The 15,761-nt window shown below is 69.5% G+C and carries 16 protein-coding genes and 1 riboswitch; of the genes, 5 read left to right on the top strand and 11 right to left on the bottom strand.

Annotation, left to right across the window (positions count from 1 at the left end; genetic code table 11):
* Positions 1–150 precede the first annotated feature (150 nt).
* Positions 151–1,410: a DUF6350 family protein gene (locus tag VJN29_RS01915; RefSeq protein ID WP_324141775.1), complete on the top strand. Its 1,260-nt coding sequence runs from the start codon at positions 151–153 to the stop codon at positions 1,408–1,410.
* Here the strand turns inward: VJN29_RS01915 and VJN29_RS01910 are convergent.
* Positions 1,367–1,765, bottom strand: coding sequence for a hypothetical protein (locus tag VJN29_RS01910; protein WP_324141774.1), 399 nt, complete (start codon positions 1,763–1,765; stop codon positions 1,367–1,369). The genes VJN29_RS01915 and VJN29_RS01910 overlap by 44 nt on opposite strands.
* Before the next feature lie 70 nt (positions 1,766–1,835).
* Here VJN29_RS01910 and purN point away from each other — a divergent pair, with 70 nt between their 5' ends.
* Positions 1,836–2,480, top strand: coding sequence for a phosphoribosylglycinamide formyltransferase (purN, locus tag VJN29_RS01905; RefSeq protein WP_324141773.1), 645 nt, complete (start codon positions 1,836–1,838; stop codon positions 2,478–2,480).
* A gap of 166 nt (positions 2,481–2,646) precedes the next feature.
* A riboswitch (ZMP/ZTP riboswitch) is annotated at positions 2,647–2,723 on the top strand.
* 38 nt (positions 2,724–2,761) lie between these two features.
* A complete protein-coding gene (gene purH, locus VJN29_RS01900) occupies positions 2,762–4,357 on the top strand; it encodes a bifunctional phosphoribosylaminoimidazolecarboxamide formyltransferase/IMP cyclohydrolase (RefSeq protein ID WP_324141772.1) in 1,596 nt (531 codons plus the stop codon).
* Between the two features lie 133 nt (positions 4,358–4,490).
* Here purH and VJN29_RS01895 read toward each other — a convergent pair whose 3' ends face one another.
* From VJN29_RS01895 to VJN29_RS01885, 3 genes are all read right to left on the bottom strand, one after another.
* On the bottom strand, positions 4,491–5,633 hold the full coding sequence (locus tag VJN29_RS01895; RefSeq protein ID WP_324141771.1) for a ring-opening amidohydrolase: 1,143 nt from the start codon (positions 5,631–5,633) through the stop codon (positions 4,491–4,493).
* 5 nt (positions 5,634–5,638) lie between these two features.
* Positions 5,639–6,598, bottom strand: a complete 960-nt coding sequence (locus tag VJN29_RS01890) for a carbamate kinase (RefSeq protein ID WP_324141770.1) — start codon at positions 6,596–6,598, stop codon at positions 5,639–5,641.
* 165 nt (positions 6,599–6,763) lie between these two features.
* Positions 6,764–7,234: a MarR family winged helix-turn-helix transcriptional regulator gene (locus VJN29_RS01885; protein ID WP_324141769.1), complete on the bottom strand. Its 471-nt coding sequence runs from the start codon at positions 7,232–7,234 to the stop codon at positions 6,764–6,766.
* Positions 7,235–7,315: 81 nt separating this feature from the next.
* Here VJN29_RS01885 and VJN29_RS01880 point away from each other — a divergent pair, with 81 nt between their 5' ends.
* A complete protein-coding gene (locus VJN29_RS01880) occupies positions 7,316–7,939 on the top strand; it encodes an FMN-dependent NADH-azoreductase (RefSeq protein ID WP_324141768.1) in 624 nt (207 codons plus the stop codon).
* Between the two features lie 105 nt (positions 7,940–8,044).
* Here VJN29_RS01880 and VJN29_RS01875 read toward each other — a convergent pair whose 3' ends face one another.
* Positions 8,045–9,541, bottom strand: coding sequence for a carboxyl transferase domain-containing protein (locus tag VJN29_RS01875; RefSeq protein WP_324141767.1), 1,497 nt, complete (start codon positions 9,539–9,541; stop codon positions 8,045–8,047).
* Positions 9,542–9,621: 80 nt separating this feature from the next.
* On the opposite strand from VJN29_RS01875, the gene VJN29_RS01870 reads away from it, so the two are divergent.
* Entirely contained in the window at positions 9,622–9,762 is a 141-nt protein-coding gene (locus VJN29_RS01870; RefSeq protein WP_324141766.1) for a hypothetical protein, read from the top strand.
* 10 nt (positions 9,763–9,772) lie between these two features.
* Here VJN29_RS01870 and VJN29_RS01865 read toward each other — a convergent pair whose 3' ends face one another.
* From VJN29_RS01865 to VJN29_RS01840, 6 genes are all read right to left on the bottom strand, one after another.
* Positions 9,773–10,951, bottom strand: coding sequence for a CoA transferase (locus VJN29_RS01865; RefSeq protein WP_324141765.1), 1,179 nt, complete (start codon positions 10,949–10,951; stop codon positions 9,773–9,775).
* A gap of 130 nt (positions 10,952–11,081) precedes the next feature.
* The gene (locus tag VJN29_RS01860) at positions 11,082–11,546 is read right to left on the bottom strand and encodes a hypothetical protein (protein ID WP_324141764.1); all 465 of its coding nucleotides are present in this window, start codon (positions 11,544–11,546) and stop codon (positions 11,082–11,084) included.
* Between the two features lie 153 nt (positions 11,547–11,699).
* The gene (locus VJN29_RS01855; protein ID WP_324141763.1) at positions 11,700–12,179 is read right to left on the bottom strand and encodes a GNAT family N-acetyltransferase; all 480 of its coding nucleotides are present in this window, start codon (positions 12,177–12,179) and stop codon (positions 11,700–11,702) included.
* A gap of 22 nt (positions 12,180–12,201) precedes the next feature.
* Complete coding sequence (locus VJN29_RS01850; RefSeq protein ID WP_324141762.1) at positions 12,202–13,134, bottom strand: ABC transporter permease; 933 nt, start codon at positions 13,132–13,134, stop codon at positions 12,202–12,204.
* Positions 13,131–14,084 carry an ABC transporter permease gene (locus VJN29_RS01845; RefSeq protein ID WP_324141761.1) on the bottom strand — a complete coding sequence of 318 codons (954 nt, stop codon included), beginning with the start codon at positions 14,082–14,084 and terminating at the stop codon, positions 13,131–13,133. The genes VJN29_RS01850 and VJN29_RS01845 overlap by 4 nt, the downstream gene beginning before the upstream one ends.
* 119 nt (positions 14,085–14,203) lie before the next feature.
* A complete protein-coding gene (locus tag VJN29_RS01840) occupies positions 14,204–15,757 on the bottom strand; it encodes an ABC transporter ATP-binding protein (protein WP_324141760.1) in 1,554 nt (517 codons plus the stop codon).
* Between the last annotated feature and the right edge of the window lie 4 nt (positions 15,758–15,761).

Genomic DNA, 15,761 nt, shown 5'->3' with positions numbered 1-15,761 from the left:
TCCGTGGGGCCGTATGCCGCTGGGCCTGCTCCCAGCCGACGGCCGAGTTCGCGACCCGGACCTGCGAACTGCATCTCCACCGGCGTGGGTGCTGGCTCGAGGGGTGCCTGCTTGTGACGATGGGGGCACCGCCCCGAGCCGCCGACTGGAGTGAGCCAGCTGTCCAACCCGCCGCACGTCTCCGCCACCGCGAGCGCCCGGTCCGCGGCGATCCGCTCCGGGGCCCTCGCCGCGATCGGCACGTGGGCCGTCGTCGTCCTGCCGGCCCTCGTCGGCTGGCTCGCGGCGCCGGAGGGCAGCCTCGGGTGGTTCTCGGCGGTGCAGGTCGGCACGGCGATCTGGTTCGTCGGCCACGGCCAGTCGATCGGGGGCAGCGGGGTGACCATCTCGCTGACGCCTGTCGCCCTGTTCCTCGTGTTCGTCTATGTCACTGCGCGGTGGGGCCGGCGCCTCATCGGCACGGAGCGAGCCATCGTCTCGGAAGGGGAGTGGGGCCGTGTGGCCAGGCTCGGCATCGTGCCCGGGTTCGTCATCGGCTACAGCGGCGCGGCGGCCGTCTTCTCGCTCCTCACCCTCGGTGGGAGCGTGACGCCCGGCGTGGCCGCCCTGCCGGGCACTGCGCTCGTGCCGGTCGTGGCCCTGGGCTACCTGCTGCTTCGACCGGGTGACCCTGACGCGCCCGGCTTCGTGAGGGGATGGTTCCGGCGCGGCCCCGCGTGGCTGCCCTCGGCGTGGGCGATCGGCTGGCGTGGGGCGGGCCTCCTGTTCGGCGCCGGGCTCGCGGTCGTGGTGCTGCGCATCCTGCTCAACCTCGACGAGGTACTGCGGATCCATCGGGAGTACGGGCTCAGCCCCGCTGCCGGGGCGATCGTCGTCCTCGCCCAGGTCATGCTCCTCGGCAATGCCGCGACGTGGGTCCTGGCGTTCCTGGCCGGTCCCGGCTTCTCGATCGCGGCCGGCTCCGTCATCTCCCCAGCCGCCGCGCATCCGGGGCTCATGCCGCTGGTTCCCGTTCTCGGGGCCCTGCCTGGCGAGGCCGACTATTCCAGTGCCATGTACGCGGTCGTGCTCGTCCCATTCCTGTGTGGGGTCCTCATCGGGCGGTGGGTCGACCGTGACCTCGAGTTCTTCGGCAACACCCGTGCCCGGTTGCTTGCCACGTCCGTCGCCGGGGCGATCGCGGTGGGCGCGATCGGGCTGCTCACCTGGCTCGGCAACGGCTCGATCGGCGTCGAACGGCTGGCCTCGGTTGGGCCGGCGGTGCTGCCAGTCGTCGCGGCCCTCCTGGTCGAGGTGGTTGCCGGCGGCGTGGTCTGGGCCGCGTGGCGGGCGTGGGTTGAGCGCGGCAGCACGGGGACGGCGACCCCTACTCGAACAGGAAGCGGCTCCCGAGCGGGCTCTGCTCCTTGAGCTGCTCGCAGTCCCCCCGTGCCTGCTGCGTCTGCGCTGACTCGATGCAGGCCTCGTAGGCGCTGACGTCGTCGTAGAACGCCAGCTGCATCGCCAGCGTGGACAACATCATCGCGACGATCCCCAACGTGATGGCGGGCCAGATCTTCTCCCGCCCGCTTCGATGGGCCAGGAAACGGAGCAGCCGCACCGTGAGCACGGCGGCGATGAGGAAGGGGATCGCGGCGACGAACCGCTTCGGCAACGGCAGGTACATCGCGATGATGCCGAGGAGCACGAGGAGCGTCACCGGAAGGGTGCGCTTGGCCTTCTCGCGCGCGAACCCGATGTCGTGCCGCTCGTCTGGACTGCTCACCCACCCATCCTGACCCATGGGACGCCGCGGTCGCTCAACGGGTCCGAAGGGTCACGGCTAGACTCCGCCCGTGGCGTCCGAGGTCCCCCCAGCGAGCGGCCCAGTCGACATCGTCGTCCTCGTGTCCGGCTCGGGCACGCTGCTCCAGGCCCTCATCGACGCTGCGGGCGACCCGGCATACGGGGTGCGGATCGCGGCGGTCGGTTCGGATCGCCCGTGCAGCGGGCTGGACCGGGCCGAACGGGCCGGGATCCCCTTGTTCATCTGCGCTCCGGCCGAGTTCCCGTCGCGTGGGGAGTGGGACGCCGCGCTGGCGGAGCGGCTCCGAGAGGTGCGGCCCCGCTTCGTCGTCTCCGCCGGCTTCATGCGGATCCTGGGTGAGCGCGTCCTCTCCGAGCAGACGGTGATCAACACCCATCCGGCCCTGCTGCCGAGCTTCCCCGGCGCGCATGGGGTGCGGGATGCGCTGGCGTATGGCGTCAAGGTGACCGGGACGACCTGTCACCTCGTCGACGCCGGCATCGACACGGGGCCGGTCATCGACCAGCGCGTCGTGGCGGTCGCTGAGGACGACACGGAGGAGTCGCTCCACGAGCGGATCAAGGTGCAGGAGCGGGCCATGCTCGTGGACGTCGTCCGCCGGCTGGCCCACGGGGGCTTCACCGTCGAGGGACACCGGGTCCGCCTCGGCCCCCCTTCGTCGAGTGTGCAGTAAGCGCCGCAGGCCCCCACTTGGTCGACTGTGCACTACGCGCCGGGCTTCCTGGGCCAAGTGCACACTCGACGTCAGCCCAGCCAGCGGCTGCCCACCCAATTCGTCGAGTGCGCGGTGTGTCCGTGTGGCACGAGACATTTCTGGGCGGCTCGGTTGGATGAGTAGGCTGGGCGGACACGACTGGCGCAGGTGGGGAACCACCAGGGAGTGAACGTCGGGGCATCGCCCGCCTGGGTGCTCCCGGAACCTGATGTCCTTCTGATCAGCGCAGGAGCCACCACATGCCCGACGGTCGCCGCCCGATCCAGCGCGCACTCATCTCCGTCTACGACAAGACCGGTCTCGAGGACCTTGCGAGGACGCTCGACTCGGCGGGTGTCTCGATCGTCTCGACGGGATCGACGGCCCAGACGATCGCCTCCCTCGGGATCGCGGTCACGCCGGTCGAGGAGCTGACCGGCTTCCCGGAGTGCCTCGAGGGGCGGGTCAAGACGCTGCACCCCAAGGTGCACGCCGGCATCCTCGCCGACACCCGCAAGCCGGGCCACCTCGGGCAGCTGGCCGACCTCGGTGTCGAGGCCTTCGAGCTCGTCGTCGTCAACCTCTATCCCTTCCGGGAGACCGTGGTGTCCGGCGCCAGCGAGGACGAGTGCGTCGAGCAGATCGACATCGGTGGCCCCACGTTGGTGCGGGCCGCCGCCAAGAACCACCCCAGCGTGGCGATCGTGACGAGCCCAGCGGCATACGGCCACATTGTCGACGCGCTGGGAGCCGGCGGTTTCACGCTCGACCAGCGCAAGCGGCTGGCGGCGGAGGCGTTCGTGCACACGGCGAGCTACGACACCGCAGTCGCGAGCTGGATGCAGGACTACGCGGGCGCCGGGAGCGACGGCTTCCCCATGTGGACCGGGGGCGACTCCGCGCTGGCCTCGACGCTGCGCTACGGCGAGAACCCGCACCAGCGAGCCGCTCTCTACCGCAATGGAACCGCGGGCGTGGCCTCGGCGGAGCAGTTGCACGGCAAGGAGATGTCCTACAACAACTACGTCGACACGGACGCCGCGGTGCGGGCCGCCTACGACCACGGCGACCAGCCCACGGTCGCGATCGTCAAGCACGCCAACCCCTGTGGCATCGCAGTCGGCGAGACGATCGAGGAGGCCTACGCGCGCGCACATGCGACGGATCCCATATCCGCTTTCGGCGGGATCATCGCGACGAACCGCACGGTGACCGCTGGCATGGCCGGCAAGGTCAAGGACGTCTTCACCGAGGTCATCATCGCGCCGGACTTCGAGGACGAGGCCCTGTCGATCCTCCAGGGCAAGAAGAACATCCGCATCCTGCGGCTGCCCGCCGAGGACGCGATCCGTACCACGTCGATGGAGACGCGTCCGATCTCCGGGGGACTGCTCATGCAGGACGTCGACCGGGTTGACGCCCTGGTGCATGACGCGACCGGCGCGGTGACCGGTGGTGACCAGGCGGACTCCTGGCGGCTGGTTTCCGGTGCCGCAGCCGACGAGGCGATGCTGGCGGGCCTGCAGTTCGCGTGGCGCGCGGTCCGCGCGGTCAAGTCCAATGCCATCCTCCTGGCCAGGGACGGGGCGGCGGTCGGGATCGGCATGGGGCAGGTCAACCGGGTCGACTCGTGCTATCTCGCCGTGCGTCGCGCGGGCGAGGAGCGAGCCCGCGGGGCGGTCGCGGCATCGGACGCGTTCTTCCCGTTCGCCGACGGGCTGCAGATCCTGCTCGACGCGGGAGTGCGAGCCGTCGTGGCCCCGGGTGGTTCGGTCCGGGACGCCGAGGTCATCGAGGCGGCCCAGGCGGCGGGCGTGACGATGTACTTCACCGGGACCCGGCACTTCGCCCACTGACCCAGCGTCGGGGGAGAGCCGCGCGCGCCCCACCCACCCATGCCGCAACACACCGGCCTACCGCGCGGTCACCCCTCCTGCACGTGGGGAGGCACGCGACGAGCGGGTGTGTTGCGGTGGTGTCCCGAGGGGATCAGGCCGGCGGCGCCCACTGGTAACCGGTCGGCTCGCCCTCGCCGAGGTCCACGATGGCTGCGACCGGGCCACCACCGTCCGGTCCCTGGTGAGCGGCCGACACCGACACGAACACGGCCGGGTCGCCGGTCACCGCAGCGGTGACGCCGCCCACGGCTGACTTGATCTGGCGGTGCCAGTGAACGTCCGAGTCGTCGAGCATGGCGTTGCGGCGCCCGTGCACGGTCCCGTCCTGGCTGACCTCGCACTTGAGGAAGACGTTGACGAGCCGGCCCTTGAGGTCCGTCCAGTGCGGGCGCTCGGGCAGGTCGAGCCCGGCGCCCTTGATGGCCTCCCAGATGCCGTCCTGGTCCAGGGCGTCGCGCATGACGGAGTGGCCGATCCGGTACCGCCCCCCGATGCCGCGGGTGTTGCCGACGACGACGATCTGCGCCTGGTCGAGCTCCACGCCCGACGAGCAGGACGCGACGGACGAGTAGAGCGAGCGGTTGTGCATGACGTCCTCGTCCGTCGGCATCTCGATCTCGCCGAGAGCGACGGCGATGCCGAGGCCGGTCGTGCCGTTGGACAGGTCCATCGACTCGTGCGTGTGCTCGGTCCAGACCTTCATCCCGCGGGACTTGGCGTCGCGGATGGTGTGGATCGTCAGCAGCGGGGTCTTCGTCTGGACGTAGTGGACGTCCTTGGGGTCGGAGATCCCCGCCCGCTCCATCGCGACCGTCACGCCGTCTGCAACCTTCTTGATCATCCCGACGTAGCCGATCTCCTCCGGATTGATCGGCTCGCTCATCGCGAACCCCACGGTGAGGCGCAGGTCGTCGGACGGCTCCGTCCGGTCAGCTGGCACCGTGGCGAAGATCGTCGCGTGCGGGCTGATGACTCCATCGGTTCCGCCGGACCACACGATCGGGATTTGCTTCACCTGGTCGGCGGGGGCGCCCTTCTCGACGAGCACCTCGCGGAAGGCGCGGTCGGCGATGATGCGGGTGTAGTCGTTGACCCCGCCGTTGCCCTCCGTCTTGCCGATGATGGCGATGACCCGGCTGGCCTCCATGACTCCGGCGTCGATGAGGTGGGCGAGCTCGGATGCGTCGGCGACGGAGTGGATCGGGACCTTGCGTACCTCGATGGCTTCTGGCACGTGACTCACCTTTCGTAGTCGTCTGGGGGCGTGGGGTTCTCGATGACGGTTCCGACGCCGTGGTCCACGGCCTCGGTGATCTGGTCCAGCGCGGTGATGATGCTGCGGCGGCCACCGGACCGCACGAACCGCATGGCCGCGTCGACCTTCGGCCCCATCGAGCCGGAGGCGAAGTGCCCTGCCGCGGCGTACCCCTCGAGCTCGGCCAGCGTCACGCGCTCGAGTGGCCTCGCCTCGGGCGTGCCCCAGCCGACGACCGCGTGGGGGACGTCCGTCGCGATGACGAGCGCATCGGCGTCGATGGCGCGGGCGAGCAGGGCCGCCGTGAGGTCCTTGTCGATGACGGCCTCTACTCCGTGCACGGTGGCAGCGTCCGACCGCACGACGGGGATGCCGCCCCCGCCGGCGGCCACGGCGACGTAACCCGCCTGCATGAGCGTGAGCAAGGTGTGAGCGTCGAGCACCTCGAGTGGCTCGGGCGAGGCGACGACCCGCCGCCAGCCCTTGGCTCCCCGGTCCTCCCAGACCTGCCCCAGCGCGATGAGCGGCTCAGCGTCGGCCTTGCTGAGGTAGCGCCCGACGGGCTTGGTCGGCTTCGTGAAGCCTGGGTCGTCGGGGTCGACGAGGGTGCGCGTCACGATGGCGGCGACGGGCCGCTGGGCTCCCCGCCGCGCGAGGGACGCCTCGAGCGCGTCGAGCATGGTGAAGCCGATGGTGCCCTGCGTCTGCGCGCCGCACCAGTCGAGGGGCACGGGCGGGACGACGTGGGCGGCGAGCTCGTTCTTGACCAGGATGTTGCCGACCTGAGGGCCGTTGCCATGGGTGATGGCGACCTCGTGGCCCGCGGCAACGAGGTCGGCGACATGGGACATCGCCCTCCGAATCGCCCGCCGCTGCTCGTGCGGAGCCGCGCTCCCGTCGGGCCCGGTCATCGCGTTGCCGCCGAGTGCGACGAGCACCCTCATGCCACTCTCCTCGATGTCATTGCGGGTGAGCCTAGGGAGCGGGCGGGGCCGGGCGCGTTGGCAGGTCCTGCCCAACCCGGGGGCGTTCGTTGTCAGTTGTACGTATGCCGCTGAGCTCGCTCCCCACGCACGCGCGCTCCTGCTCCTGCCGCACTTCGCCTGCCCTCAGCGGGTGGTCGGCGTCGTCGTGATGCCGTGGGTCTGGACTCGGCGCAGGGCGCGGGCGATGATGCGCAGCTCGTCGTCGGTCAGGCCGGCGGCGAAGCGCCGCTCGATCTGCCCGACGTAGTGCGGCGCACTCACCTCGAAACGCTGCCTGCCCTCGGTGGTGATGACGGCATAGGACGACCGGGCGTCGACCGGGTTGGGCTCCTTGGCGACGAGGCCGGCCCGGACGAGCTCGTCGACGACCCGGCTGATCCGGGTCCGGCTGAGGACCGCGCGCTGGGCGAGCTCTGACATGCGCAGTCGGCCGTCATGGGCTGCCGACAGCTCGAGGAGGACGTCGTACCAGGCGAGCGGGAGTCCGGAGTGCGACCGCAGCGACCGGTCGAGCTCCGGCACCAGCGTGGCGTGCGTCTGGAGCAGCGCTCCCCAGGCGTCGGCCGCGAGCTGTCGTCGGGAACGGGAGGCCATGGGGGAGAGAGTACCCCTTGATTGCGTGCGCCCGCACCTTTATAGTTACGTGCGCACGCACATTCCTATCAGGAGGTCACCATGACCCGACTACTTCACATCTCCGCCTCACCACGAGGCGGAGCGTCCGAGTCTCTTGCACTGGCAGAGGCCTACGTTGCAGCGGTCGTCGACCGCCCGGACGTCCAGGTCGAGCACTGGGATCTCTGGGACGGCTCTCTGCCCGGCTTCGGTCCCGATGCCAGTGCAGCCAAGATGGCCGTCTTTGCAGGACAGGAGCCTACCGGCGCCGCAGCCGCCGCCTGGGAGCGAGCCAGCGCGGCGTTCCGGCGCCTCGATGCCGCCGACGCGTACCTGTTGTCCGTGCCGATGTGGAACGGGAGCATTCCCTATGTCCTCAAGCAGCTCATCGATGTCGTGAGCCAGCCGGGAATGCTCTTCCGGTTCGACGCCGAGGTCGGGTACTCCGGGCTGCTCACCGGCAAGAAGGCCGTCCTCGTTCTCACGAGCGCGGTCTATGGCGAGGGTAGGCCGACGCCCTTCGGCATCGACTTCCAACGCCCCTACCTCGAGTGGTGGCTCGACTGGGCCGGCATCGAGGACGTGACGACGATCGAGTTCCGGCCCAATCTCGTCACCGACCAGGCAGACCCGCTTCGTGCCGCGGCTCTCCACGAGGTCCGCGAGGCCGCCCTCAAGCTCTGATGGCGAGTTCTGCACACTCGACGAGGAGCGGGCCAAGTGTCGTCGAGTGTGCAGTCCGCGCCGGTCGAGTGTGCAGCCCGCGCCGGTCGAGTGTGCAAGAGAGCGTCAGAGGTGGCGGTACCGGGCGAGGCGCGCCTCCAGACGTGCCGCCGGCTCCTCGCGGACGAGGACCGCCAGCTCGTGCTGGATCGCCTGGCTCATCCGCTGGCAGAACTCCGCCGGCTCCTCGGCCGCATCGGGGCGCTCGGCGACGATGCGGTCGACGATGCCATCGGCGAGCAGGTCCAACGACCTGACTCGCTGCGCCGCGGCGAGCTCGGGCGCATGTGTCGTGTCCCGGTGCAGGATCGCGGAGGCGCCCTCGGGGGGCAGCGGCGAGAGCCACGAGTGCTGTGCGCAGATGACGCGGTCGGCGGGCATGAGGGCCAGTGCCCCACCGCCCGTGCCCTGCCCGAGCAGGACGCACAGCGTGGGCGCTTGGAGGGTGACGAGCTCGGCGAGGCACCGGGCGATCTCACCCGCCATGCCACCCTCCTCCGCCTCCTTCGACAGGGCGGCACCAGCGGTGTCGATGACGCTGACCAGCGGCAGGTCGAGCTCGCGCGCCAGCGCCATCCCACGCCGGGCAACGCGAAGCCCCTTGGGGGACAGAGGCTCATCCAGGGTCTGGCCTCGCCGGTCCTGGCCGAGCACGATGCACGGCGCGCCGCCGAACCGCGCCAGGGCCATGAGCAACCCTGGGTCGTACTCGCCGGAGCCCGTCCCGTGCAGGGGCAGCACGTCCGTCGCACCGAGCTTGAGCAGGGCGCGCACGCCGGGTCGATCGGTCCGGCGGGAGCGTTCGATGGAGTCCCACGCCGGGAGGTCGGCCAGGTGCTCCCTCGGCACGTCGGCAACCACGGGCGGCTCCTCCCGTGCGCCCATGAGCACGTTGAGCGCCCGGTCGGCGGTCTCGGCGAGGGCCTCCACCGGCAGGATCGCGTCGATGAGCCCGTGCTCGAAGAGGTTCTCGGCCGTCTGCACGTCCTCGGGGAAGGCGCGACCGTAGAGCGCCTCGTAGACCCGGGCGCCGAGGAAGCCGATCATCGCCCCTGGCTCCGCCACGGTGACCTGCCCGAGGGAGCCCCACGAGGCGAAGACGCCGCCGGTCGTGGGGTGACGAAGGTAGACGAGGTAGGGCAGCCGGGCCGCCTTGAACTGCGCACAGGCCGCGCTGATCTTCACCATCCCGACGAAGGCCGGCGTCCCCTCCTGCATCCGGGTCCCGCCCGAGGCCGGTGCCGCGAACATCGGCAGCTCCTCCCGTCGGGCGCGCTCGAATGCCAGCACGATCCGCTCGGCCGCGACCGCACCGATGGACCCCGCCAGGAAGCGGAACTCCCCGGCGATGATCGCCACCCGTCGTCCACGGATCCGGCCCTCGCCAGTGATGATCGCCTCGTCGCACCCACTGCGCTCGCGAGCGGCAGCCAGCTCAGCGGCATACGGCGAACCCTCCGGCGCGAGCTGCGCCGGCGTAGTGTCCCAGCTGGCCCACGAACCCTCGTCGAGGACGGTGTCGAGAAGCTCTCGCGCGCCAAGGCGCTTGGCGGACGTCGACATGGCTACCTCCCTGTGGATGAGCGCCGACCCGGCCGCACCGGTTTGGGCCACCCTTGGACGACGGACGAAGAAGGGGGACGATGATGCCTCCCGACCGCCCCAGCGTTCGCCGCAGTGGTGTTGTCGCCAGCACGCGGCCCGTCGACCGCAACCTCGAGCGGGTCCGCTACGAGGCGGCTGGTTTCCCGGTGACCGTGCGACCCAGCCGCCTGCTCGCTTGACAAGCCAGGGTCACCCATGGGCGTCCTGCTCGTCGAGCCAGGTGCGAACCGACTCGTTGTGCTCGCCCAACATCGGGGGGTGCAGGTGCTCCTCGCGCCCACCGGCAAAAGCATTGTCGTCGAGGCGGATCGGAGGCCCCGGGATCGTGATCGACCCGAGCACCGGATGGTCGACGTCGAGGACCAGCCCCTGGGACCTGGTCTGCTCCCACTCGTAGACGTGGTCCAGCGTCCGGACCTGGCCCGCCGGGACGCCCACCTCGGCGAGCCGCTCGACGAGCTCGTCGAGGCCGTGGGGCGCAAAGGCCGCGTCGATGATCTCGATGAGGTGGTCCCGGTTGGCAACCCTCTCGCGGTTCGTGGCCAGGCCGGGCGTCGCGGGGTCGATGCCGAAAGCGTTGGCGAGCTTGACCCACAGCCCCTCGCTGCCACAGGAGATCTGGACCATGCCGTCCTTGCAGGTGAACAGGCCATAGGGGGCGATCGAGGGGTGGTGGTTTCCCTGCGCCCGTCCGACCTCGCCGGCAACGGTGTACCGCGTGCCCTGGAAGGCGTGCACCCCGACGATGGCGGCGAGCAGCGAGGTGCGCACGACGCGCCCCCGACCCGTCCGGTGGCGCTCGTGGAGGGCCGACGTGACTCCATGGGCGCCGTACATCCCGGCGAGGAGGTCACCGATCGGGACTCCGACTCGCTGCGGGTCGCCGGGACCGCTGCCGGTGAGCGACATCAAGCCGCCCTCGCCCTGGGCGATCTGGTCGTAGCCGGCGCGTCCCCCCTCCGGCCCGTCGTGCCCGAAGCCGCTGATCGACAGGATGACGAGGCGTGGGTTGATCTCGTGCAGTCGCTCGGTCGGGAAGCCGAGCCGGTCGAGGACACCGGGGCGGAAGTTCTCGATCAGGACGTCCCCGTGCCGCACGAGGCGGGTCAGCGTGTCGCGACCGTCATCCGACTTGAGGTCGAGAGTGACGGACTCCTTGTTGCGGTTGCACGAGAGGTAGTACGTCGAGATGGGATCGTCCTCCGGGCCCACGAAGGGCGGGCCCCACCCACGCGTGTCATCACCGTGTCCCGGTGTCTCCACCTTGATGACGCGCGCCCCCATGTCGCCGAGCATCATGCCGGCGTGCGGCCCCGCGAGGGCTCGTGAGAGGTCGATGACGACGATGTCGTCCAGGGGTCCGCTCACGTGCGCTCCTCGTGCATGGATGATGCCGTATGCCGCTGTGCCCGAGCCTAGGCGCGCGCACGACCTTCCCGTCGTGTCACTTTGTGGCAAGCGGGTCCGGAATCGGGTGGCAGGTGTTGCCAGCGGCGGGTCAGCGCTCGGCTTGGGTGACCCGCCAGTCGGCGAGGTAGCCGAGCATCGCGAGGAGGACGACCTGGGCGCCGGTGATGAGGGTCGCCCACAGGCCGATGGGCAGGTGGCTGATGGCCTCGTTCTCGAAGACACCTTCGCCGAGCAGCCCGATGCCGAACGCAAGGAAGAGCAGCAGGACGATGATCTGCACGCCGGCCCCGAGCAGGTGCAGCATCCGGTTGTCGACGACGAAGAGGATCACCGCTCCGATGGCATAGGCCACGGCGAGGCCGACGTAGCCCCCGTAGGTCGTCGTGTCGGTCGCGCCCGGCTCGAGCTCGGCGTTCCTCACGAGGAGCATGAGCACCACGTAGAGGATCGCGACGGCCGCGCTCATGGCGGCCGCGACGTAACGGACGGTTCGACGCGTGCCCGCGCTCTGGGAGTCGAGCTCGGCGTTGCGCTGACGGCCTGTCGCGTCCATGACCCACCTCTTCCTTGACGTCCTTCAACCCATCAAAGCAGCCGGCCGGCGGTGCCGCCATCCTCCAAATCCACTCTGTGGGCTCGGTTCAGAACAGCCGCTCGACGGCTTCGGTGGCTGAGCGGCGCCGGGTGCGCTGAGGGCCAAGGGGCACTACTCGGCGCCGGAAAGGGACTTGCGCAGGTGCACGAGCCGACCGGACTCGATCGGCTCGGTTCCGCTGATGACGTAGCCGAGCTGTTCGTACCAGGCGATATTTGCCGCCATCCGTTCGTGGGTGTAGAGCCGCACCGCAGCCAGTCCGCACGCGCGGGCTGTGTCCTCGGCGAACGTGACGAGCGCGAGACCCAGGCCGCGACGCTGGTGTGCTGGGTGAACCGCGACGTTCTCGATGAGGAGAGCGGATTCCTCGATCGCCTGCACGAGCACGCCAGCGACGGACGGGTGGAGGCCGGATGCTCCGAAGACAACCGCGACGTGGACCTTCCTGTCGCCAATCAGGGAGGCGAAATCGGCGTCCATCGGTCCCGGGCGACCACCGACGACCTCGACCCACGGTTGGTAGGCCGCGCAGGTGACCTCCTCGACGGCCTCCTGGTCGCTGGCGGTGGCCAGTCGGATCCGGAACTCCACTGTGCTGCTCCCAGTCGTACGGTCAGTGTCCGGTACGACTCTCCCTGTCGTAGTTGCGCCCCAGGAATGCCGGAACACTGGCCCAGCGCAGGGCGAACATCATGACCAGCAAGGTGGCGATGAACGGCAGCATCGAGACGAACTGATGTGGGATGTCGATGCCCGCGACCTGCACTCGCAGGGCAAGCACTTCCATGCCGGCGAAGAACGCGGCGCCCGCAAGAATGTACTGCGGTCGCCATCCGCCGAAGAAGGCAAGAGCGATCGCCAACCAACCCCGGCCTGCGACCATGCCCTCCGTGTACGTGCCCGTATAGGTCATGGGCAGGTAGGCGCCGGCCAGCGCCATCAGCGCACCACCGGCGGTTGACGCCCAGATCCTGGTCCCGGCGACGTTGACACCGAGGCTGTCTGCGGCCTTGGGGTTCTCGCCGACCGAGCGCAGCTTGAGACCGGGGCTGGTCCGGTAGAGGTACCAATACAGCAAGCCGGACACCAGGAATGCCGCGTAGACCATGACCGACTGGTCGAACAGGACGGGTCCGATCACGGGGATGGCGACAAGCCCTGGGATCTCGATCCGACCGAGCGTGGGGATCAGGGGTGGTTGGAGGGTCACGCCGATGACCACTTTGTAGAGCAACGAGGCGATCCCGGTGGCGGCGAAGAACAACGCCAAACCGATGACGAACTGGTCCAGCCGGAAGCGCGTCGTCACCCAGCCCAGAAACCAGCCCAGGATCGCGCCCGCCAAGGCTGCCACGAGAAGTCCCACGCCGTTGCCCCCCAGCTTGAGGGAGACGAGGAAGCCCACGCTCGCTCCGAGCATCATGATGCCCTCTTGCGCGACGTTGAAGACGCCGGCCCGGCCAGCAAGCATGGTGCCTTGCGCTGCGAGGATGAAGGGCACCATCGCCGTCACGACGAGCTGCAGGAAGGATTCAACCTCGGTCATCGGGACGACCTCCGCAGTCGGGCCCCGACGACGTCGGAGAACAGCAGGAACAGCAGGATCAGCGCCTCCACGATGAGCACCATCTCGCTCGGGACGCCGGCAGTGCGCTGCATGGCGCTGGCCCCCACCTCGAGAACGCTGATCCCGAAGGCGACGAAGGGGACGACGAGGACGTTGCCACGGGCGATGAGGCCGATGATGATCCCGAGAAGCAGGTAGTTGGACTGCATTCCCTCGATGAGCTTGCCGTGCACACCGGCGACTTCGATAGCGCCGGCGAGCCCGGCCAGAGCTCCACCGATGACCAGAGAGCCGACTGCGATCCGACCGATGCGCACCCCGTGGACCTGGGCCGCTCGCGGGTTGTCCCCGACCGCGCGCAGTTCGTAGCCGGGCACGGTGCGTCGCATGACGATGATGACGGCCACGGCGACGATCAGGGCGAGCACCACTCCCAGGTGGAGTGGCGGACGGCCCACCGTGGGGAGGAGGCCACCCTCGCCGATCGGGATGGTCGTGGGGTGACCGGCTGCCGGATCACTCCAAACCTCGCTCGCGACGTAGTCGACGATGCCGAAGCTGACGAAGTTCAGCAGCACCGTGCTGAGGATCTCGTTCACGCCGAAGCGGTCCATGAGCCACGCGGCGATCCAAGCGAAGAAGGATCCTGCGAGCAGCCCACCCAGAAGCACGAGTGGTAGAAGTGCGACGAGCGGGAGGTCGGCCAGCACGATCCCGATGGCCGCGCTGGCTGTGGCGCCGACGAGCAGCTGCCCCTCACCGCCGATGTTGTACTTCCCTGCGGCGAGGGGAATGGTGAAGGCGAGCGCGAGCAGGACGAGTGGAACCCACTTGTGGATGGTCTCGACGATCCCGAACGACGACTTGAAGGACGTGGTGAGGATCGCTCGGTAGGCATCGACAGGGGAGTGGCCGAGGAGGGCAATCACGATGCCAGCTACGGCAAAGGCCAAGAGGACGGCCACCACGTAAGACGCAACCTGCCATCCCAGGTCCGCTTGGCGGCCGAGACGAGGGGTCGTTCTCGTCGGAGGGGTTGCGGTGGTGGTCATGTCGGCTCCGCCAGGCCTGCCATGAGGTGGCCGAGCTCGTACTGGTCGTAGCTGCCCCTCGGGCGTTCCCCCACGATGCGCCCGGAGTAGATGACGAGGAGTCGGTCGCACAGACTGGTCAGCTCGTCGAGGTCCTCGGAGATGAGCAGGACCGCGGACCCCTTCTCGACGGCCTCTCGGGCGCGGTCGTAGACGAACTGGGTGGAGGCGATGTCGAGGCCGCGCGTCGGATTGTGCAGGATGAGGAAGCCGGGTCGGTGCGAGAACGCCCGCGCCAGGATCACGCGCTGGATGTTGCCGCCGGACAGCTGCCCAGCCGGCGTGCCGGCAGAAGGTGTCTTGATCGAGAACCTCTTGATCGACTCCTCGGCATGCTTTCGTGCACGCGACCAGTCCAGCAGCGGGCCCTTGCGGAACCGGGTGCCTCGCTGCGCACCGAGAACGAGGTTCTCGACGATGCTGGCTGAGGGAAGGATGCCGTCGCGGTGTCGGTCCTCAGGAACGTATGCGACGCCGGCGTCGATCCATTGGGCCGTCAGCTCACCGCTGAGGTCACGCCCGTCCAGCAACACCGCGCCGCTCGCGAGAGGTCGGATCCCGGCCAGCGCCTCCGCCAGCTCGACCTGCCCGTTCCCAGCCACGCCCGCGATACCGAGGATCTCGCCCTGCCGAAGCGCGAAGGACACGTCTGTGACCGCGGGGACGGCGTGATCGCTCAGTGCGCTGACGCCCTTGGCCTCGACGCGTACCACCGCGTTGTCCAGGTGAGAGTCGGTCAAGGCGACCGTGACCGTTCCGGGCTCCGCCATGCCAGCTGTGACGACCTCGGTGACCCGGGAGACCATGACGTCGTCGCCGACCATGAGCGTGGCGAGGTCGGTTGCCGTCGTGTCGCGTCGAGGCAGGGTGCCGACGCGTCGGCCGTCGCGCATGACCGTCAGGGCGTCGCAGACACTCAGGGTCTCGCGGATCTTGTGCGTGATGAACACGACACTCATCCCCTCGTCGACAATCGCACGTAGGGACCCGAAGAGGGACTCGACCTCCTGCGGCGTCAGATTGGTGGTCGGCTCGTCCAGCACGAGGACGCGAGCACCTCGGTAGAGCGCCTTGAGGATCTCGACTCGCTGGCGCAGGCCCACGGAGAGGTCGCCGACCCGGGCCGCGGGGTCCACGCGGAGACCGAACCGGGACGACAGCTCAGCGATGCGCTCGGCCGGCTCCTTGAGCCTCATGGCCGGCCAGGACGATAGGTCGGTGCCGAGGACGATGTTCTCGGTCACGGTGTACGTCTCGACCTGCAGGAAGTTCTGGTGGACCATGCCGATGCCGTGGTCGATGGCATCGCGCGGATCGCTGATGTCGACCGGTCGGCCCTCGAGCAGCACCTGCCCTCCGTCGGGTCGGTACAGGCCGTAGAGGACGTTCATCAGGGTCGTCTTGCCGGCCCCGTTGCCGCCGAGCAGTCCATGCACCTCGCTGCGGCCGACGGCGAAGTCGACGTCGTCGAGGGCGATCACCGGGCCGAAGGTCTTACGGATTCCCTCCATGCGG

It is taken from the genome of Intrasporangium sp. (assembly GCF_035280925.1).
GTDB lineage: Bacteria > Actinomycetota > Actinomycetes > Actinomycetales > Dermatophilaceae > Intrasporangium.
This window is presented reverse-complemented; position numbering and strand designations above follow the sequence as displayed.